The organism is Anaerococcus sp. NML200537 (assembly GCF_026131715.1).
Classification (GTDB): domain Bacteria; phylum Bacillota; class Clostridia; order Tissierellales; family Peptoniphilaceae; genus Anaerococcus; species Anaerococcus kampingae.
Genome location: NZ_JAMXSL010000025.1, coordinates 14,710 through 34,467, shown reverse-complemented (window position 1 = coordinate 34,467; position 19,758 = coordinate 14,710). Strand labels below are relative to the sequence as shown.

General features: G+C 32.6%; 17 protein-coding genes. 13 read left to right on the top strand and 4 right to left on the bottom strand.

The features are described from left to right. Nucleotides 1-253 precede the first annotated feature (253 nt). The 10 genes from NH288_RS07795 (at nt 254) to NH288_RS07750 (ending at nt 12,329) form a co-directional block, all read left to right on the top strand. Nucleotides 254-2,575, top strand: coding sequence for a sialidase family protein (locus NH288_RS07795; protein WP_265214428.1), 2,322 nt, complete (start codon nt 254-256; stop codon nt 2,573-2,575). A 143-nt stretch (nt 2,576-2,718) separates the two neighbouring features. Then, entirely contained in the window at nt 2,719-4,020 is a 1,302-nt protein-coding gene (locus tag NH288_RS07790) for a DUF438 domain-containing protein (RefSeq protein ID WP_265214427.1), read from the top strand. A 96-nt stretch (nt 4,021-4,116) separates the two neighbouring features. Further along, a complete protein-coding gene (locus NH288_RS07785; protein ID WP_265214425.1) occupies nt 4,117-5,118 on the top strand; it encodes a zinc-ribbon domain-containing protein in 1,002 nt (333 codons plus the stop codon). A gap of 97 nt (nt 5,119-5,215) precedes the next feature. Continuing rightward, a complete protein-coding gene (locus NH288_RS07780; protein ID WP_265214423.1) occupies nt 5,216-6,604 on the top strand; it encodes a double zinc ribbon domain-containing protein in 1,389 nt (462 codons plus the stop codon). A gap of 134 nt (nt 6,605-6,738) precedes the next feature. Further along, nucleotides 6,739-7,098: a helix-turn-helix domain-containing protein gene (locus NH288_RS07775; RefSeq protein WP_265214421.1), complete on the top strand. Its 360-nt coding sequence runs from the start codon at nt 6,739-6,741 to the stop codon at nt 7,096-7,098. A 1-nt stretch (nt 7,099) separates the two neighbouring features. Further along, on the top strand, nt 7,100-7,657 hold the full coding sequence (locus NH288_RS07770; RefSeq protein ID WP_265214419.1) for an ImmA/IrrE family metallo-endopeptidase: 558 nt from the start codon (nt 7,100-7,102) through the stop codon (nt 7,655-7,657). Continuing rightward, on the top strand, nt 7,630-8,427 hold the full coding sequence (locus tag NH288_RS07765; protein ID WP_265214417.1) for a DUF4417 domain-containing protein: 798 nt from the start codon (nt 7,630-7,632) through the stop codon (nt 8,425-8,427). Before NH288_RS07770 ends, NH288_RS07765 begins: the two co-directional genes overlap by 28 nt. Beyond that, the gene (locus tag NH288_RS07760; protein WP_265214416.1) at nt 8,427-8,840 is read left to right on the top strand and encodes a hypothetical protein; all 414 of its coding nucleotides are present in this window, start codon (nt 8,427-8,429) and stop codon (nt 8,838-8,840) included. The genes NH288_RS07765 and NH288_RS07760 overlap by 1 nt, the downstream gene beginning before the upstream one ends. Beyond that, entirely contained in the window at nt 8,840-9,172 is a 333-nt protein-coding gene (locus NH288_RS07755) for an RNA helicase (protein WP_265214414.1), read from the top strand. Before NH288_RS07760 ends, NH288_RS07755 begins: the two co-directional genes overlap by 1 nt. A gap of 364 nt (nt 9,173-9,536) precedes the next feature. Then, on the top strand, nt 9,537-12,329 hold the full coding sequence (locus NH288_RS07750) for a DNA methyltransferase (RefSeq protein ID WP_265214412.1): 2,793 nt from the start codon (nt 9,537-9,539) through the stop codon (nt 12,327-12,329). Between the two features lie 149 nt (nt 12,330-12,478). On the opposite strand, the gene NH288_RS07745 is transcribed toward NH288_RS07750, so the two are convergent. Together NH288_RS07745 and NH288_RS07740 are read right to left on the bottom strand one after the other, a co-directional pair. After that, nucleotides 12,479-12,745: a type II toxin-antitoxin system YafQ family toxin gene (locus NH288_RS07745; RefSeq protein WP_265214411.1), complete on the bottom strand. Its 267-nt coding sequence runs from the start codon at nt 12,743-12,745 to the stop codon at nt 12,479-12,481. After that, nucleotides 12,745-13,002, bottom strand: a complete 258-nt coding sequence (locus NH288_RS07740; protein WP_265214410.1) for an AbrB/MazE/SpoVT family DNA-binding domain-containing protein — start codon at nt 13,000-13,002, stop codon at nt 12,745-12,747. The genes NH288_RS07745 and NH288_RS07740 overlap by 1 nt, the downstream gene beginning before the upstream one ends. Before the next feature lie 362 nt (nt 13,003-13,364). Between NH288_RS07740 and NH288_RS07735 the strand changes: the two genes are divergently transcribed. Continuing rightward, entirely contained in the window at nt 13,365-14,888 is a 1,524-nt protein-coding gene (locus tag NH288_RS07735; protein ID WP_265214409.1) for an ATP-binding cassette domain-containing protein, read from the top strand. 54 nt (nt 14,889-14,942) lie between these two features. Here the strand turns inward: NH288_RS07735 and NH288_RS07730 are convergent, their stop codons facing one another. After that, complete coding sequence (locus NH288_RS07730) at nt 14,943-15,395, bottom strand: YhcH/YjgK/YiaL family protein (RefSeq protein WP_265214408.1); 453 nt, start codon at nt 15,393-15,395, stop codon at nt 14,943-14,945. Between the two features lie 169 nt (nt 15,396-15,564). On the opposite strand from NH288_RS07730, the gene NH288_RS07725 reads away from it, so the two are divergent. Continuing rightward, nucleotides 15,565-16,092: a GNAT family N-acetyltransferase gene (locus NH288_RS07725; RefSeq protein WP_265214407.1), complete on the top strand. Its 528-nt coding sequence runs from the start codon at nt 15,565-15,567 to the stop codon at nt 16,090-16,092. 55 nt (nt 16,093-16,147) lie between these two features. Here the strand turns inward: NH288_RS07725 and NH288_RS07720 are convergent, their stop codons facing one another. Next, entirely contained in the window at nt 16,148-17,089 is a 942-nt protein-coding gene (locus NH288_RS07720) for a hypothetical protein (RefSeq protein ID WP_265214405.1), read from the bottom strand. A gap of 262 nt (nt 17,090-17,351) precedes the next feature. On the opposite strand from NH288_RS07720, the gene NH288_RS07715 reads away from it, so the two are divergent. Further along, the gene (locus NH288_RS07715; RefSeq protein WP_265214403.1) at nt 17,352-19,307 is read left to right on the top strand and encodes a peptidoglycan amidohydrolase family protein; all 1,956 of its coding nucleotides are present in this window, start codon (nt 17,352-17,354) and stop codon (nt 19,305-19,307) included. Nucleotides 19,308-19,758 lie beyond the last annotated feature (451 nt).

The window sequence follows — 19,758 nt, the reverse complement described above, 5'->3', positions numbered from 1 at the left end:
GTGTTAATGAAAGTCAAAAATTAAGAAAACGTTTTTCGATATTGCAAAAATATTATTGTGATTATAAAAATCTAAATTAAAACTTATTAAATAATGGAAATAAAATATTTATAAAAAATACTGAAAATACTTTCTAAATAGCTTATATTCTTTGAAACTATTGACAATATAATTCTAATAACATAATATAATAACAAGATAATTATCAATCGAGTTTTCATGAAAACGATATTAAATAAAAGGAGTACGAATTGTGAAAAAAAATAAGTTACCTAAGAAAATGATGGCCTGTGCTCTAAGTTTATCTATTTTAGTATGTTTTCCTAACATCTCCCAAGCGGCAGAAAGCTTAAATGATAAAGGGATAGAAAAGAAAAAAGTAAGTGAAGAAAATATTAATAACACCGATAACTTAAAAGATGAGTTAGTGGATAATGATAGTGATAAAAAAGCTGAAGAAATGATAGAGTCTGAAGATTCGATTGAAAAATCAGGTGTAGATGAAATTGAGCAAGATAATATATTATTATCAGAAGAAAATATACCTGCACCTGTTTCGCAGATGAATGACTCTGAGAAAGAAGAATTAAATTACAATATTATAAAGTATACGTTAGATAAGATCAAGCTAGATGATAAATTAAAGGAAGAATACCCTGAAATATACGAATTAAAGAATAATTTTGATAAAATCAGTAGTGAAAAAAGTTTAACAAATGAAAAGTATGAAGAATTGAAGCAGGATATTGAAAAGCTTGCATCTAATGGAGAACATATCGAAGAGAAAACAAATAAACAAGCTAAGACCGAAGATTTCGATATGTATTACCCTACATATCAAGGCTCTGATTTCTATAGAATCCCTTCTTTAGCAAAATTAAAGGACGGTACAATCATAGCTGGTGCTGATCAGAGATTATCAACAGAATCTGATTGGGGCGACATAGATGCTGTTGTTAGAATTAAAAAACCTGGAGATAAAGATTTTTCGCCGGCGATAAAAGTTGTTGATAGACCTGAAGAAGGGATTGATAAAAATGCCCCTTTCACAATTGATATGCAATTAACTCCAGTATATACTGGAAAGAATGCTGGTAGAGTTTATATGCTACTAGACAGTTTTAAATCCGGAGGAAAATATTGGTCTTCACAAGGTGGATCAGGATATGTAAATATAGATGGAAATGACTACCTTGAGTTGAAAGATAAACAAGGTAGAAGATATACTGTTAGAGAAGATGGAGTAGTTTTCAACCAAGCAGGCGAAGCTACAGATTTAAAGGTAAAAACTACTGATAAACAGCCGTTTACAGAGATAGGAAATTTATATAGAGATGATGAGTATCTAGGAAATGTGTATCAAGACTCTTCAGATTTGCAAGTCCATCAAACTCCATATTTATGGCTAACTTACTCTGACGACAGTGGACAAACTTGGTCTTCTCCTAAGGATATAACACCACAAGTAAAAACAGATAATAGAATGAAATTTTTAGGTTCTTCCCCAGGAAGAGGCCTGCAACTTAAGAGCGGTAGATTGCTACTTCCTTTATATTTTGGAACGAATCCAGGTCAGTATAATAATAGAGAATCTACAACCTTCATCTATTCTGATGACGGAGAGAATTGGAAAAGGTCATTAACAAATCCTAACGACCATGATGGTCAATCTTCGCTTGGCGGATTAGTAAATAGACAAAACTCTGAAAATCAACTTGTACAATTAAATAATGGAACTGTAGTTTCATTTATGAGAAGCCCTGGAAATAATCCAACAATTAATTATGCAATAAGTAAAGATGATGGAGAAAACTGGAATTATGGTGTAGGATCTGTTGATTTCAAATCCTATAGCCAAAACAATTTATCTGTCGTTAAACACGATAGAGACGGTAAGGAATACATCATTTTATCAAACTCTGAACCTGGAGGAAGAAAAAATGGTGTGATAAAGGTTATGGAAGTTATTAACAAAGAAAATAAAAACTTTGAATTTAAAACTGTTGCCCAAAGAAATATTAATATAGGCGAATACCAATATTCATCATTAGAAAATACAAATTTAGAAGATACTTTCGGCCTACTTTATGAATCAAACCAGGTAGTGGATGGAAAAACAAAGATGGTTATAAGATATACTGAGTTTAACTGGAACTGGTTGATGGGTATAGATGGGGTTGATGTAGTAGAAGATGAGGAGAAGAATATAGAAGAACCTCGAGAAGAATCAAAACCAGAAGGTGAAAAAGATAAAGCTATAAGTGTAGAGGAAAATAAAGCAAAAGATAAAAAAGAAGAAGATGTAAAACTCCCTGAAATAAAAGTAGAAGAAACGAAAGAAGATGAGGCAAATTCTGTAAAAGAATCTGAGGAAGAAAAAACAAAAGAAAATAAGGAAGAAAAAATCTCTGAAGAAAAATCAAATAAGGAATCAAAAGAAGAAAATGCATTAGGAAAATATATGAAAAAATCATCTAATCCAAAAACGGGTATAGGAAGCTTAAATTACTTATTTGGATTATCAGCAGCATCTTTAGCCGGATTATTTGCATCAATAAAGAACAAGAAAAAATAAAGAAATAAAAAGCAAGAAACTCGAGGAATACCTTGAGTTCTTTGCTTTTTAAAAAAAATTATAATAATTTCAAATTTTGTAACAAAAGTTACTGATAATCATTATCTATGGTGATATAATTATGGTAAGATTAGGAGGATTTTATGATAATTGATATAAATATGCCTGTGGCAGATCTAATAAAAGATAATGACAAACTAAAAAATGACCTAATAGGCCTAGGTTTTAATGCCCTAGCCAATCCGCTAATGGTAAGTACAGTAGGCAAAAAGATGAGCCTAAAGCGTGGAGCTTCTATGATGAAGATAGAAAATCTTGAAGATAAGCTAAAAGATCTTGGCTATGAGCTAATCGACTCATCCCAAGATCCGGAAGTCATAGAAAGGAAAAAACTCATCAAATCCTTTATAGAAAGACTCACAGCAGGGGAAGACCTTGAAAGTGTGAGGGCTGATTTTAGGGAAAACTTTGAGGGAGTTTCATCAGCAGAAATAATGGATGCAGAAGAAGAGCTCTTGGCTTCTGGAATGGATAAGGATGAAGTTAGAAAGCTTTGCGATGTTCACTCAAGTCTTTTTCATGGGATGACTGAAAATGAAAATGAAAAAACATCCTACGATGACATCCCATTTATTTCCTATTTTGCTAGAGAAAATCAAAAGATAAAAGAAATATTAGAAAACTATGAAGGTGATTATGAAAAAATAAGAGGGATCTTATCAAACCATTACAAGAAAAAGGGAGATCTCATCTACCCAATCCTAAAGGCCAAATACAATAAGCCGGGCCCTTCTGATGTAATGTGGGCTGTGGATATTGAGATTGTAAATAATATCAAAAAGGCTTTGAAATTAAAAAATGAAGACCTATTAGAAAAATCTATCGAAAGGGCCAAGGAGATGACCTACAAGGAGGAAAATATCCTCTATCCCCTTATGAAAGATAACCTAACCAGCCAAGATTTAGCCATTCTTTATGAGGACCTAGCCGATTATGACCACGCCCTAGTAGCTTACGATATAGAAGAAACAGCAAGCAAAGATTTAGCAGATGATAATTATATACACTTTGCCAAGGGAAAGATGAGGATTGATCAGCTAGAAGCCATGCTAGATACCATGGAAATTGAAATAACCTTTGTGGATGAAAATGACATAAACTCTTATTACAATAATCACGAAGGAGCAAAATTATTCAAAAGACCTAAATCATCCCTCGGTAGGGAAGTCTATTCTTGCCACCCACCACAAGTTGAGCCTATAGTTAGGGGTCTTATAAAAGATTTTAAAGAAGGAAAAAGAGATTCCTTCAAGCTTGTAAAAAATATTGGTGGTAAGGATATAGCAATAGGCTATTTTGCAGTCAGAGATAAGAATGGTACCTATAAGGGAGTGTTAGAAACTGTCCAAGACCTAAGTTTTTATATTGAAAGTCCTAATAAATAAAGAAATTTCAGGCAAATCTTAAAAAATCCCTTGAAAAACTAATAATTTTAGACAACTTGTGATATAATAATATGAGAACATAGTAAAGGAGATTTTATGATTTGTAAAAATTGTGGCCACGAAAATGAAGATGGCAAAAAAATCTGTGAAAATTGCGGACAAGAGTTAGAAAAATCTGACCAAAGAGATAGAAGAAGACAAAGAAGAAGCCAAAAGGCTGATGATGAGAAAATAGTCATCAGAAAAAGAGAAAATAATAGAAAAGAAAAGGACATGGACCTAATCACAGTAGGTATGATATTTGGTGGAATATTAATATTTGCTGTAGCAGCCATAATCTTTTCCTACTTCATAAACCTAGGCTCAAATAAAACTGAAAAGTCACCAAGCCAAGTAGAAGAAAAGGTAGAGGAGAACAAAGACCTCTACAAACAAGCCCTTACTAAGGCAGAAGAAGCTATAAAAGATGAAGACTATCTAGGCGCTCTTAAGGTTTTAAATGCTATACCAGAGGCAGCAGGCGACTTCTATGACAAGGGTCAAAAGCATATAGCAGACATGGAAAAAGATGTAGAAGCTAAGATAAATGAGCTAGTAGAAGCGGGTGATGAAGACAAGGCAAGAGACCTTGCTGATGAGTACCTAAAGGCAAATGCCGATGCTAAAAATATAAAAGAGCTCAGAGCTAATATGAAAGATAAGGAAGAAACTCCAGAAAAAGACGAAGAAAAAGAAACTGATAAAGATACAGAAGAAAGTACAGACGAAGAAACTGACAAGAAAGAAAATACTAAAAAAGAATCTAAAAACTATGACAAGGAATACCTAAGAAGAACCAATTCTTACGGTCAAAATGGTAACCCAGCTTATACAGATGTCTACAGCGAAAGCGACTTCTTAAACAAAACTGTAAAGATAGATGCTAACATGGGAGAAATCAGAACAGAACCAAACCTAAACTCAGGAGTAGCAGGTTATGTCAACCGCAACGAAACCTACAAGGTAAGCGAAGTCCACGATGATGGAGGAAGATATTGGCTAAATATAGGCGATGGCTGGATATCATCCAAACTAGTCACAGGTGAATTTAGAGACTAAAATCTTAAAGGCCTAGCAATAAGCTAGGTCTTTTCTAGTAAAAAAAATAAAGATGTGATATAATTATCCTAATCCAAGTAGAGAAAAGGAGCATCCAATGATTTGTAAAAACTGCGGCCATGAAAACGAAAAAAATTCTAAGTTTTGTGAAAAATGCGGATCAAAATTAGAAGAGATAAAGCCAGAGATTATAGAAGAGAAAAAAGACACCAAAGTTTGCCCAAAATGTGGCTTTGCAAATGACAAAGACTCCAAGTTTTGCCAATCTTGTGGATCAAAATTAGAAAATATAAAGCCAGCTATCATAGAAGAGAAAAAAGACAGCAAAGCTTGCCCAAAATGTGGCTTTGAAAATGACAAAGAATCTAAATTTTGCGAATCTTGTGGCAGCAAACTAGATGAAGCAAAAGAAGAAAAAGGCCAAACTACCTTAGTCAACAAAGAAAGACTTGAAGAGCTAATAGGGAAAAATAGAGAAAATTCTCAAGAAAAAAACCTCGGCCAAGAAGTAAAAAAGGCAGAAAATAAGGAAAACCCACAGAAAGCTGCCCACAAAGCAAGCGAGGACTCCTATATAGAAATCAAAAAGAGAAGAGATACCGAAAGACTAGGCCAAGACTTTAAAAAAGACTTAAACAAGGAGCTTGGCGAAAATAGAAGAGCTAAGAGGCACGAAAGAGCCCAAGAAGAAAAATTCAGCGAAGAAAATGAAAAGAAAAATGTCCTAGTCTACGCTCTAATAGCAGGATTTTGCCTAATAGTTCTAACAGTAGTAATAGCGGTAGGATTTTTCGGATCCAAAAAATCCCAAAAGCCAGCTTATAAGCAAAATCAAGAGATAGAATCAACTGAAAATAGTTCTTACCAAGACCTATACGACCAGGCCCTAGATGCGTTTTATAATGAAGACTACAACGAAGCAGCTGAGAAATTCAAATCAATTCCGCAAGAAGAGGTCGACCTATACACCAAGGCACAAAAAAATCTATCACAAATAGAAAAAAGACTAGTAAATGACCTCAATTCCTATATAGAAGATGAGGACTACAATACAGCAAAAAGCCTTGCAGCAAGCTACCTAAAAATAATTCCAAACTCTAAAAAAATAAAAGACATCTATAATCAATTAGAAAGTGGAAAAATCGAAGATAGTGAAGCTCGTAATGAAAGTGACCTAGAAAAAAGCAAAGACTACGACCTAGAAGAAATAAGAAAAAATAACTCCTACGGCGAGGGTGGCAATCCACAATACACAGAAATCTACAAGCCAGAAGACTTTTTAAACAAATCCTTCAGAATCGATACAGACAGTGGAAAAGTAAGGGCAAATGCAGACATGAACTCAGAGAAAATAGGAGATGTCTACAGAGGAGAAATCTACCACGTCTATGATGTAAAAAGCGATGGCGAAAGATATTGGCTAAATATAGGCGATAATGCCTGGATATCATCCAAACTAATAACAGGAGAATACAGAGATAAGTAAAATTTCAAAAGACCCGAGCACGTGCTTGGGTTTTAGTTTTTATGTTTATGAAAAACTAATTTAAAAACCATATAAACCTAAAAGGGTTGAATTAATTTTTGAATCGGTGTATAATTAATTCGAAGGAGGATCTTATGCTTACACAAGTCGGAATTTTTTTAAGAAAGTTAAGATTAGACTCTGGTGAAATAATGAAGGATATGGCTACAAAGTTAGATGTCAGTTCATCATTTTTATCAGCAGTTGAAAATGGAAAAAAGAAAATGCCAGAGTCTTGGTATGATACGATAGTTAATTTATATAATCTTGATAAAGAAAAACAAGATGAATTAATGGCAGCAATCGAAGAATCTCAGAAGTCTTTGGAAATCAATCTTAAAGATTTAAGTAGAGAAAAGAAAAGATTGGCATTTTCATTTGCAAGGGAATTGGAAAATATGAATAAAGAAGAGGTGGATAAAATGAAAATATTTTTCAAGAAGGATGGTGAGTGATATGGGTGGATATATAGCAGACCCTTTGTCTAGAAAAGACATAAGAAGACTGGCTAATAGACTTAGAGAGTTATTTGGTTTTGAAAATGAGATGTATTTTCCGATAGTTCAAGTTATAGAATTTTTATCTAATAAAGGAGAGCTTAACTTAGAAATATGCACTTCTGATGAAATGAGGTCAAAATTAGGTGAAACTATTCCATCAGAAAATTTAATAAAATTAAGAGAAGACATTTATGATAAGGCTTGCGAGGATGATGGATTTTCAAGATCAACCTGTAGTCATGAATTATTACATTGGATACAGCATAGAGAAGAAACAGTTTCTTTTTGTAGAAAAGAAGAAGACCTAAAAAATAGAAGAGCATACGAAGATCCGGAGTGGCAAGCAAATTGTTTTTCAGGAGAATTGTTAGTTCCTAAGCATTTAGTAAAAGGTATGACCATTGATGAAATTGTAGAAAAATGTAACGTGACACCATCTATGGCATGTTATCAATATAAAAAGTATGAAGAAGAAGGATGGGAAGAATGCATAGAAAAGAAAAAAACATACTAAACAGATTGTTGGCGCAATCTAAAGCATGTTTTCTAAACTGGATATTGTTTAATAATTCCAAGACTATTATATCAAATCCAGTTTTAAAAATCAAGAACTTTAAACTGGAGGGGGATATATTGAGTAATTATAAATACGCAAACAGTGGATTTAACCCTAATTTAATTGAAAAAGTTAGTTTAGTAGGTAAATACGATATACCACTAATAAAAAGAGAAGAAATACTAGAAATTAAGGATTTTATTCCTTTTGACAAAAGAAATAAATATAACAATAAGAATTTAGCAGTGCATTTTTATATTAATGATGATACATTTAAGCAGATAATAAATAAGCCTGACAAGTATAAAAATGAGCTAGAAAAATTCAAGGCAATAGTAAGTCCGGATTTTTCAATTTGCTATGATATGCCATTAACAGAACAATTATACAATACTTTTATCAATAGATTAATAGGGTCATATTATCAAAATAGTGGGATTAAAGTAATACCAAATGTAAGATGGGGTGACTCAAGAAGTTATGATTTTTGTTTTGAGGGATTAGAAAAAGAAGGAACTTATGCAATAGGCTCATATGGCCAGATAAAAAGAAATTCAAATAAATACTACTTTGAAAAGGGATTAGAAGAATTTTTCAAAAGATTAAATCCCCAAAAAGTATATGTTTATGGCGCTGTACCAGATTCTATATTTGCTAATTATAGAAATGAAACAAATCTTATTTCCATTGAACCTTATAAATCAAAAATTCATAGAGGTGATATCTAATGGGAGCGGGAAATAGTGGTTTATATAAAAATACAAATGGTGCGTTAAAACCAGAACATTTAATGGATGAACTTAGACGAAGTGGCGCTAAATTTAATGAAGATGATGTTGTTATGATTACAAAAACTAAGAAAAACGAACTTGTTTGGCTTGAAAAAGGTAATGAAATAAAGGGACTTAAACATATAATTGATAGACATGAAAATGATTTTAAAAATAAATTTGGAGTTTCAAAAGAAAGTATTCCTAGTACTATAAAAGATATATTCAAAAACGGAACAGAAATAAGCTCTAAAAGAAAAAATAAAGGATTAGAAAAAGTTTATCTCTATAAAGGAGAATATATTGTAATTACAGGAGTAGGAACGAATGGATTTATAGTATCAGTTTATCCGGGAGGAGGTTTAAAATAATGAAGAAATTAATAATAATGTTAGATTTTATATCTGGTCCACTTTGGAAAGATGTTTTCGACACGAAAAAAAAAGAATTAGTTACAGGTATAGACTGTGTTGACAATGATGCATATATCCAAAAGTTAAATAATAAAATTTCGGATTTATATTCATCTTATTATAAAATAGACTATAATGATCAACCAGTATATTTTGACAAAGACCAAGAAAAGAAAGATAAACATAAAATGCTAGATTTACTTGGAAAACTTATAAAAAGACTGGATGAATTAAATGATGGTTCTTTTGAAGTTGATGACAGAGAAACTGAAAGGGTTAAAAACCTATAATAAAAGAATTAAATTTTGTAAGGTTGAAAGAAAATTATAAAGAAATAAGCAAATGAAAAAAGAGAACAAGTGTTTTACCTTATGATGATAAAAATTATGAAGTTGAATTTTTTGATAAAGGTGGAGATACTATAGATGTATTAATGACTCCTTTGAATAAATTAAAACTTATAGGGTCATTCCAATAATAATTAGATTCATGTAAATAGAGTTTATGAGAAAAGATTCTTATAAGCTCTATTTTTATTTAGTTCTAGAACAGATAAACTCAAAAAGGCATCAACCACAAATTCGCTCAAATATATCTTAATTTTCAATAATAACCCCTTATGATATAATTATAATAAGAATTAAGGAGCAAGTTATGAAATTAGTAGACCAACAAAAAAAGGCCAGGGAATTTGTCAAGAGATGGGCAAATACTGGTGATGAGAAAAGCGAGAGCCAAAAATTTTGGCTGGACTTACTTGAAAATGTAATGGGAGTGGCAGACCCGTACTCCTATATAGAATTTGAATCAAGAATAAAATTAGATAATACTTCTTTTATAGATGGATACATAGAATCCACCCATGTTCTAATTGAGCAAAAATCATCAAACAAAGATTTAACAAGACCTATTATCCAATCAGATGGCACAAAGCTTTCTCCCTTTCAACAAGCCAAGAGATATTCTATTGAATTGCCTTATTCTCAAAGACCAAGGTGGATAATTACCTGCAATTTTAAAGAATTTTTCATTTATGATATGGAAAAACCAAATGGGGAAGCTGAGATAATAAAATTAGAAGACTTAGAAAATGAAATCTATAGACTAAACTTTATAGTCTCTGAAGAAGAAGACTTCATCAAAAAGGAAACCCAAATATCTATCGAAGCAGGCGAGATAGTAGCAAGTCTTTACGACGCCCTCCTAAGTGAATACAAAGAACCAGACAATGAAGCTAGCTTACATTCCTTAAATATCCTCTGTGTAAGATTGGTATTTTGCCTTTATGCAGAAGATGCAGGACTTTTTGGCAACAAAAATATGTTCCATGATTATTTAAATAAGTACAAGGATTCAAATCCAAGGGCAGCCCTTATAGACTTATTTAAAATCCTAAATCAAAAGGAAGAAGATAGAGACCCATATGAAGATAAGGACCTCTTAGCCTTTCCATATGTTAATGGTGGACTCTTTGCAGATATGGATGTAGAAATACCAAGACTCAATCCAAATATAGTCGATATCATCCTAAATAGGGCATCCCTAGGCTTTGATTGGTCAAAAATATCCCCAACAATCTTTGGTTCAGTATTTGAATCAACCTTAAATCCAGAAACTAGACGCTCTGGAGGAATGCACTACACCTCTATAAAAAATATCCACAAGGTCATAGATCCCTTATTTTTAGATGACCTAAAAGAAGAGTTTGAAGAAATCAAGGAAATTGCCCAAGTAAGACAGAAAAAACAAAGGCTAGAAGACCTCCATAATAAAATAGCAAGCCTTAAATTCTTAGACCCAGCTGCAGGCAGCGGTAATTTCTTGACAGAAACCTATATTTCCCTAAGAAAACTAGAAAATAAAATCATAGAAGAAAAAGTAAAAAAGAAAGACGTAGTAGCCATATCCTTTATAGATGGATCTTCGGAAGAATTAGAAAATCCTATAAGGGTAAATCTTGGCCAATTTTACGGGATAGAGATAAATGACTTTGCTGTTACAGTAGCAAGGACAGCCCTCTGGATTTCAGAAGACCAAATGATGAAAGAAACCATGGACATAATCCACCAAACCATGGACATACTTCCCCTTAAATCTTACGCCAACATAGTGGAAGGAAACGCCCTAAGAATGGACTGGTCTGACCTGGTAGATAAAAATGAATTGGATTATATAATGGGCAACCCTCCTTTTGTGGGGAAAAAAGAACAATCAAAAACACAAAAAGAAGATCTTATTAAAATATTTGGGAAAATAAAAGGTGTCCGAAATATTGATTATGTTGCTGGATGGTTTAAAAAGGCGGCTAAATACATAGATGGTACAAATATAAGGATAGCTTTTGTATCTACAAACTCTATATGCCAAGGAGAGCAAGCTTCAATAATCTGGAAAAATTTATTTAAGGAAAATAAAATTAATATAAACTTTGCCTACCAGACTTTTAAATGGATGAGTGAAGCGAAAATCAAGGCTCATGTTCATGTTGTTATAATTGGTTTTTCTTTGAATGAAAATACTAAAAAATATATTTTTAGAACTGATGATAATGTTAAAATCGTAGATAATATTAATGGATATTTGGTAGAGGGACCTAACGTTTTTATAGAAAATAGAAGTATGCCAATATGCGATGTAGCTAAAATATCTTACGGAAGCATGCCTATAGATAATGGAACATTAATATTAAACCAAGAAGAGAAAGATGAAATATTAAAAGAAAGCTCCAATAATATAAAATTTATAAGAGAATATATTGGGGGTTCTGAATTAATTAATAATAAAGTTAGACGGTGTATATGGCTGAAAGATATAGAAGTGTCAGCTTATAGAAAATCTAAATTAATAATGAATAGAATAAAAGAAAATTATGAATTTAGAAAATCGAGTAAGAGGGTTCAAACTCAGCAATTAGCAGATATACCATATTTGTTTGGAGAAATAAGGCAAGCTAACTCAACTATGCTTGTAATACCTAAAGTATCATCCGAAAAAAGAAAATATTTGCCAATGAAATTTGTAAATAAAGAGGTAATTGTTAATGGAAGTGCATTAATTATACATACTGATAGTTTATATTATTTTGGAATTTTAACCTCTAATGTTCATATGTCCTGGATGAGAGCTGTTGCAGGTAGGTTAGAGACAAGATATCAATATTCAGCTAGTATAGTCTACAACAACTTCCCATGGCCAGCCTTAGATGACTACCACAAAAGAAGGATAGAAAAGTCTGCCCAGAGGATTTTAGATGCCAGGGCCCTTTATTCCTCATCATCCCTAGCTGATTTGTATGACGATTTGACCATGCCACCTGAATTAATAAAAGCCCATCAAGAAAATGACAAGGCGGTCATGACAGCCTATGGATTTGATTGGCGCTACATGACTGAATCAGAATGTGTGGCAGAGCTGATGAAGGTGTATGAAAAATTGGCAAGTCAATAGAAATTTAAAAATGTTAGTTAGTTTTTATAAAATCTGTTAGTTGAAAAGGTCAAAACTTGTTAGGTAAAAACGTAGAAAGTTGTTAGTTAATAATTAGATAAAAATAAAAGGTGATTAAGCAAAATAGCTTTTTATTTTGCACAATCACCTTAAAATTTATCCAAAATATCATGATGTCCGATATCTAATAGAAATATCAATTCATTATTTTCGTAAAACCAAATAATCCTGATATCCATATTTATAGAAGATTCCCAGATACCATCTGTACCTTGAATTTTCTTGGTTCTTAAAGATGGATGGGTGGGATTTTCTACAAAAAACTTTATTTTCTTTTTAGTTTGTTTCTTTTCAGCATCAGATAGTCTTTTATAATGCTTTTTAAAAGCCTTCGAATAGGTTATTTTATAGGTCATTACTTATCTAAGTCTTCAAATAGCGAGTCTATAGAATCAAAAACAGGAGTCTCTCCATTTTTTATAGAGTCTTTGATTTCTTTTACCTGGGCTTTTAATTTTTTTATGACGTGTTCTGGGTAGATTGCAACTGGAACTAGGACAATTTTCCCATCATCTTCAATCACTTCAAATTGATCTCCTTGATTTAAATTCATAGAATTTACTATATCTTTTGGGATAGTTACTTGTGATTTAGCCTTTAGTTCAACTAACATAAAAACCTCCTTAGTTAGAAATTCTTACTTTCTAACTAAATTATAATTATTTTTAAGCTATAAGTCAAGTAGTGAATAAGGGGGAGTATTTTTATTTTAGTAGGTAAATACTTATACTTTGAATTTCTTACAAAACCAGTATAGTAACTTCATAAACAAATAAGGAGAAATGTATAGATGATTTTATAAGCAATATGGAAATTGATACTGATTGTGCTGAGGATTTTCCTTGGCGTGTTTTGGTATGCCATATTGTGGATAAGATTATTCTTCTTGGAATAGGTCTGTTCACTTGGGACGGACTTTTTTTGTGAAAATTTATAAATATTATTCATAAGTGGCATATCATCCTAGGAGGATATATGTTACAGATTAAAAATTTAGGAATTAACTTAATTAAGGATGATAGAGACTTGTTAAAGGATTTTGATTTTGCCCTAAATCAGGGAGACAAGGTCGGCCTTATTGGCGAAGAGGGAAATGGCAAGTCAATTCTCTTAAAGACAATAATTGATAGGAAAAGTGTTGAGAATTACGCTCAAATAAGTGGAGAAATATACAAAAAAGAAGAAATTATTGGATATCTTCCCCAAAGTCTTGATGAGAATTTTTTAGAAATGACAGTAGAGACCTATATGAATAAAGTGCTTGATATGAGCCTATTAGATTATAATAAGCTTTATAAGTATTTGGATCAATTTGGTCTTGATGAAGACCTTGTTTTTGGCAAATTAAAACTAGGGGATTTTTCAGGCGGGGAGAGGATAAAAGCCCTGCTTTTGTTTGAACTTTTAAAAGAGCCGACTGTCTTTTTATTTGACGAACCGACCAATGATTTAGATTACAGATCGGCAAGCTTTATCACAAAGCTTATGGCTGAGATGAAAATCCCCTTAATTTTTGTATCCCACGATCCAGAGCTTTTAAGAAAAGTCGCAAATAGGATTGTTCATTTGGAACAAGTTCATAGGAGGCAAGTCCCTAGATTTACGGTTTTTAATGGATCTTATGATAGGTATGTGAAAGAGCGAGAAAATCAAATTAGGATTCAAAATGCGATGGCAAATAAGGAAAGGGAAGAATTTACTAAGAAGGCAGAAAGGTACAGAAAAGTCTATGATTCTGTAAATCATGCTATAAATGCCACAAAAAATGATATAGAAGGCAAAAATCTAAAGGATAAGATGGCCAGTGTCAAGGCTCTTGGCAAGAGGCTTGATAAGGAAAAAGAAAATTTAACCCAAAGACCTGATTTTGAAGATTCGATAGGAATATTTTTTGATGATAGCATCGATATTCCCAATTCAAAAGTGGTTTTGGATTTTAACTTGGATGAGCTTGTGGCGGGAGAAAAAATCTTATCTAAAAATATTGATCTGAAAGTAGTAGGACCTGAAAAAATATGCATAATTGGGAAAAATGGTGCAGGAAAAACTACTCTTTTGAAGGAGATTTATAAGTGTCTCGAAAAAACAAATCTTAAAATAGGATATATGCCTCAAGATTATTTTGAATACCTTAAAGATTCGGAAACTCCCATCTCCTACCTTGCAAAACAAGATAGCAAGGATGAGAAAACCAGGGTTTCAAATCTCTTAGGCAGTTTAAATTTTTCTAGAAAAGAGATGGAAAGAAGTCTAAAGAGCCTATCAGGCGGCCAAAAGGCCAAGGTGTTTTTTGCTAAGATGAATATGGATAGGGCAGAGGTTTTGCTTTTAGATGAACCAACTAGAAACTTATCCCCAACTTCCCAACCAGAAATCATAGAAAGTCTTAAATCTTACAAAGGAGCTATAATTGCTGTATCTCACGATAGGGACTTCATAAGGGAGGTCTTTGATAGGGTATATGAGTTAGATTCTAAGGGACTTATGCATATAAATTAATAAAAAAAGGTGGTAAATAAATAGAAATTTTTTCTAAATCTTACCACCTTTTTATTAGGCCTTGATTTTAAATACGATTTTTTTAACCTCTCCACTATTTTCTAGGGCGCAACCTGGTTTGTGGAATTCGCCAGGGAAAAATATAGCGAAGTCTCCCTCATTAAGGATGAGTTTTGAGAAGTTTGCTATATCATTTGTTAAAAAGAAATCCCCGTCCTTATCCATTTCATAAGTCTTACCATAAGAATCTTCTGTGGCAAAGTCTATTCTTTCAGAAGATGTCACCAGGTATTGGAGGTCTATATAGTCTTTGTGGACTTCAAAATCTTTTTTACTAGCTTCAAGTGGCTCATAGGTCTGAAGAGAAGCAAAAAGATTATTATTTATATCAATTCTTCCAGTTTTAAAATCATTTTTGTCAAAATTTTTCAAGAAAGTTATTATATTTTTTATCTGATCGTGGACTTGTTCATATTTTCCTAAGTTTTTTATATTATCAAGTATCATAAATCCCCCTTTTTAGTAAATATACGCTGCAAGGGTTTAGAAACAAGGGGCTTGGCGAGTGAAAATACTTTCTAAAATTAGACTAGTATTTCAGGGGTTAAAAAGCTATTGACAAAAGCATGAACCTATGAGGTATTATATTACTATATAGAATCTGGAGAGTATTTTGATGGCAGAGTATAGATTTAAGACGGACAGGTTAATTATTCGTGACATGACTTTAGAAGATTTAGACCAAGTTGCAAAGATTTGGGGAAATATTGAAGTTGGAAAATACCTAGCTGATCCCTATTATAAGGATGGTGAGGATCTTAGAAGTTGTTTTGGAAGTGGTGTTTTTGATAATAGCTCTTATTGGGATGATGATTTTTATTTTGTTTTGCTAGATAAAATAAATAATCAAATAATCGGCACTGCTTGTACCTGGATAATTGATGGAGATATCTGGGGTATTGGTTATACTATTAAAAAAGAATCTTGGGGCAAGGGTCTTGCGACAGAGTTGATTTCAGCCTTAGAAAAATTTATTAAATCTAGAGGTGGGAAAATTATATCAGCAGATGTGGCTAAAGAAAATATTGGATCTTTAAAAGCTTGCTATAATAATGGATTCAAAAATTATAGGCAGATGACTTTTAAAAAATCTGGTACAGATATTATTTACCATGCCTTAGAACTTAGAAAGATGATTGGTTAGATTTTAATTGGAAGAGTAAAAGACGAGGATTTCCCCGTCTTTAGCTTTGTAAATATTAATTTTTACCTGTATACATTGTGGATGCGCCTGGATATAATTTTCCTAGTTCGTCAAATACTAGTCCTATATCGCCAAAGCCTGTTTCTTCTAGGCGTTTTTGGGCCCTGGTGAAGGCTAGGTCTATGTCCTTGTTTGGTATTTCATCTACTATTTTCTTGTCAAATTCGTAGTGATTTACAAGGGCTTCTTTTAGTGCTTGGTAGTCTTTGTCGCTTGAGCCGAATTTGAGTAGGTTTTCGTAGTCTTCTGGATTTGCTGCACCATCTTCTTTTGAGGTGGATTTTTTGTCATTCTTTGAGTTTCCTTGATCTTCTCCAGAAAGGATCTCATAGGCCATTTTTACATAGTCTTCATAGTAGGCTAATGGGTCTTTTTCGTAAGCCTCGTGGAAGGCATCTTCCATTTCCTTGTCGGTGTAGGACCATACTTCATTGTAGTCTTCACCATTTTCTACCATGGTATTTCTTTCGTATTCAAATTTATTGCCTATGGTGTCATCTTGGCTTGCCTGCCAATTATATTTGCTTTCTACTGAATCTAGTGGAAATTTGAGGGATTTTTCTGGATTTTCATTTGCAAGCTCTTGGAAGAAGAAGTCTTTTACATCCCAATATCCAGTATCTTTGCTTTCCTCTTCTGCCTTTTCGTAAAGCTTAATAAGCTCATCGTCATCTAATTTTCTTACAAAAGCTGGGTCAAATTCTCCTATATCTGTTAGAAGCTTCTTTAGGTTCTTGCCGGTTATTTCAAATTTAGAATCGCTAGACTTTTCGTCAGTTTTTTCTTCATTTGCTTTTTCTTTTTCTAGATCAACCTTTTTATCTAGGGCCTTGGCAATAGTTTCTTCAGATACTTTTGAAGAAGGGCTATCTGCCTTGTTACAGCCTGTAACTAAAAATGTTAGGGCAAGGGCTAGGATTAAAGTTTTATTTTTCATGCTTATCCTCTCTTTATTTCAATTTTTTGATAATATGTGATAGGTTTTTCTTATACAATCATACCATTTTTAAAGTTGTTTTAAAAGATAAGCCCCTTCTTCTTTATCATTCTTATGTATTTTAGAAAAAAAATCACCAATTTTAACAAATTTGTAACCTTTTTGTTGCAATTTTTTCCGCTTTGTTATATAATAGGAATAGAATTTGAGTAAAAGACTATATTTTTGTAAATTATTTGTAACAAAAAGTGAGGTAAAGACAATGAAAAAAATCAATAAAACTGTCCTACTCGCTTCATCATTTCTTATTTCGCAAGCTTTCTTATTGACTGATAAAACTTACGCTAGCGAAGAGTTTAAAAATGATTATAAGCTAGATTTAAAGGAGAGTATTGACAGTTCTGATAATAGTGAACTTATTACAAGTGAAAATTTCACGAAAGTTCAAACAAATACAGACCAGGCAGCAGAAAACCAAGATGCAAAGCCAGCAGAGTCTGAAATAGATACTAAAAATGAGCCAGTGGCAAACAAGCCAGAAGAGGCTTCTATTTCTGATGGAGAAATCTCTCTGGAAAATAAACAATTAGTCGATGATAAGGCGAGTCAAGCTCCTTCTGTAGATGAAAGTCAACAAGCAGATCAAAGCTCTGATGACTTAGATCAAATTTTTGGGCAAAGCCCTAAGAAGCTTGCTAATGTAATTTATTATGATAATTCAGATTTAAGCATACCTGAAGTAAACAAGAGCGAAGTTAGCAATGAAGCTACAAATACTATTCATAATAGCCAAACTCAAATAGAAGAAAAGAAATATTATGCACCAAGCACAAGTGGTTATTTTGTCAAAAATAAGGGCAAGATAAACTACTTTAGAAATAATAAACTAGTTAAAAATGAATCTATCAAAGTAAAAGATAGGATTTATAGGGCAGATAAAACTGGGTCCCTATCAAACCCTAGAAATTCTTGGCTAAATGTAGGCAAAAGCATCTACTACAATGGCAAGGATGGCTCTATAACAAAGGGAATCACTCAAATCAAAGATCAAAAATACTATTTTGATAATGATGGAGTCCTACAAAGAAATCAAAAGCTAGTAACCCAAAATACTTATTATGAAGTAAATAGGCTTGGTCAAATGAAGACAGCCCCTAACAAATGGGTTAATATCAATGGTGCGATTTATCGTACCCAAAATGATGGTTCTATAGCTAGAGGAATCACCAAAATTGGAAATGCCGACTACATGTTTGACAATAGCGGTAAACTTCAAACCAACAAAAAACTAATCCTAAATGACAAATACTACACAGTAAATGCAACAGGAGTAGTAACAAATCCAAAGAATGAGTGGCTAGCCATAGATGGTCTAACATATAGGACAGATAAAGATGGTAAAATTGTAAAAAATGTCCAAGAGATAAATAATAACACCTATGTATTCGATCATAAAACCGGAGTAATGATTACAGGAAAAACTGCCCTAGCAAATGGTAAATTCTTTGAAATTGACAATCGCGGAGTAGCAACAAATCCAAAAGATGCATGGGTAACACACGAAGGCAAAACCTTCCACACCAATGCAAATGGCTACATCCAAAAAGGTATATGGGATATAGAAGGCAAGACTTATTGCTTTGATGGCAATGGTCTAGTTAGAAATTCTAAATACCTACAAAATGGAATAGAATACACAACAGATGATAAGGGTCTTGCAAGAAGAACCGGCTTTGAAGTTAAGGGCGATAAAAACATCGACACAGTCATGGACTGGATGTTCCAAGCAAAAAACAAAAATATGACCTATAATATGGGTGCTGGAAGAAATACAGAAACACAAGCAGACTGCTCATCAGCTGTATACAGAGCCCTAATCTACGGAGGTTTCCTAAAATCTGATGCCTACGTAGGAAATACTGAAACCCTATTTGCCATGGGTGCAAAGGGCGAAGTAATGTATGAAATAAAAGAAAATGAAATCGACTACGGTGATATATTCGTAGCAGGTAATCCAGGTCAGTCCCTAGGAGCAGGTGGTCATACAGGCTTCATCTTAAACAAACAAAATGACTCCATAATCCATATGAATTACTCAGACAACGGAGTGAGAGTAACACCTAGAAAAGGAAGAATGGGAGATGCTTCAGGCAGACCTGTAAAATACTACAGACTTGTTGGAGCCAAATCAAGCAGAATATTCGTAGATAAAAAATAATATTAAAGACTAGTCCTTAGGGGCTAGTTTTTTATTAGTGAAAAAATTTTTGATTAACTTTCAATTGATGAAAATAAAATCCCCCTTGTATTGAATTTATTTTATCTTTAAAAAACTTTTGTAGAACTTAAATCTATATTCATAGAGCAGGTTGACTATTTGACTTTAATCTGCTCTATTTTTTTATAAAATTTTTAAAAAAAATCATGAATATTATCCAGATTTAAGAATGAAATAATAAACCCAAGCTTATAGAAGATTTTATAAATCTTGGGCTAAAAATAAAGATTTAGCTTGATAACACCCACAAGTAAATGTAAAAACTTGCATTATTAATTGCAAAGACCTTGAAAATTTAGAGTGAAATTGCATTATTATTCCTTAATGTAAAAATAAATTCAAAACACTACTTGACAAAACTATATTATCAGGATAAAATACTAAACAAGAA

What these genes read in the sequence shown, in the direction of transcription:
- NH288_RS07790 (WP_265214427.1), top strand. Translation starts at nt 2,719, where the DNA reads ATGATAATTGATATAAATATGCCTGTGGCAGATCTAATAAAAGATAAT.
- NH288_RS07785 (WP_265214425.1), top strand. Translation starts at nt 4,117, where the DNA reads ATGATTTGTAAAAATTGTGGCCACGAAAATGAAGATGGCAAAAAAATC.
- NH288_RS07780 (WP_265214423.1), top strand. Translation starts at nt 5,216, where the DNA reads ATGATTTGTAAAAACTGCGGCCATGAAAACGAAAAAAATTCTAAGTTT.
- NH288_RS07775 (WP_265214421.1), top strand. Translation starts at nt 6,739, where the DNA reads ATGCTTACACAAGTCGGAATTTTTTTAAGAAAGTTAAGATTAGACTCT.
- NH288_RS07770 (WP_265214419.1), top strand. Translation starts at nt 7,100, where the DNA reads ATGGGTGGATATATAGCAGACCCTTTGTCTAGAAAAGACATAAGAAGA.
- NH288_RS07765 (WP_265214417.1), top strand. Translation starts at nt 7,630, where the DNA reads ATGCATAGAAAAGAAAAAAACATACTAAACAGATTGTTGGCGCAATCT.
- NH288_RS07760 (WP_265214416.1), top strand. Translation starts at nt 8,427, where the DNA reads ATGGGAGCGGGAAATAGTGGTTTATATAAAAATACAAATGGTGCGTTA.
- NH288_RS07755 (WP_265214414.1), top strand. Translation starts at nt 8,840, where the DNA reads ATGAAGAAATTAATAATAATGTTAGATTTTATATCTGGTCCACTTTGG.
- NH288_RS07750 (WP_265214412.1), top strand. Translation starts at nt 9,537, where the DNA reads ATGAAATTAGTAGACCAACAAAAAAAGGCCAGGGAATTTGTCAAGAGA.
- NH288_RS07745 (WP_265214411.1), bottom strand. Translation starts at nt 12,745, where the DNA reads ATGACCTATAAAATAACCTATTCGAAGGCTTTTAAAAAGCATTATAAA.
- NH288_RS07740 (WP_265214410.1), bottom strand. Translation starts at nt 13,002, where the DNA reads ATGTTAGTTGAACTAAAGGCTAAATCACAAGTAACTATCCCAAAAGAT.
- NH288_RS07735 (WP_265214409.1), top strand. Translation starts at nt 13,365, where the DNA reads ATGTTACAGATTAAAAATTTAGGAATTAACTTAATTAAGGATGATAGA.
- NH288_RS07730 (WP_265214408.1), bottom strand. Translation starts at nt 15,395, where the DNA reads ATGATACTTGATAATATAAAAAACTTAGGAAAATATGAACAAGTCCAC.
- NH288_RS07725 (WP_265214407.1), top strand. Translation starts at nt 15,565, where the DNA reads ATGGCAGAGTATAGATTTAAGACGGACAGGTTAATTATTCGTGACATG.
- NH288_RS07720 (WP_265214405.1), bottom strand. Translation starts at nt 17,089, where the DNA reads ATGAAAAATAAAACTTTAATCCTAGCCCTTGCCCTAACATTTTTAGTT.
- NH288_RS07715 (WP_265214403.1), top strand. Translation starts at nt 17,352, where the DNA reads ATGAAAAAAATCAATAAAACTGTCCTACTCGCTTCATCATTTCTTATT.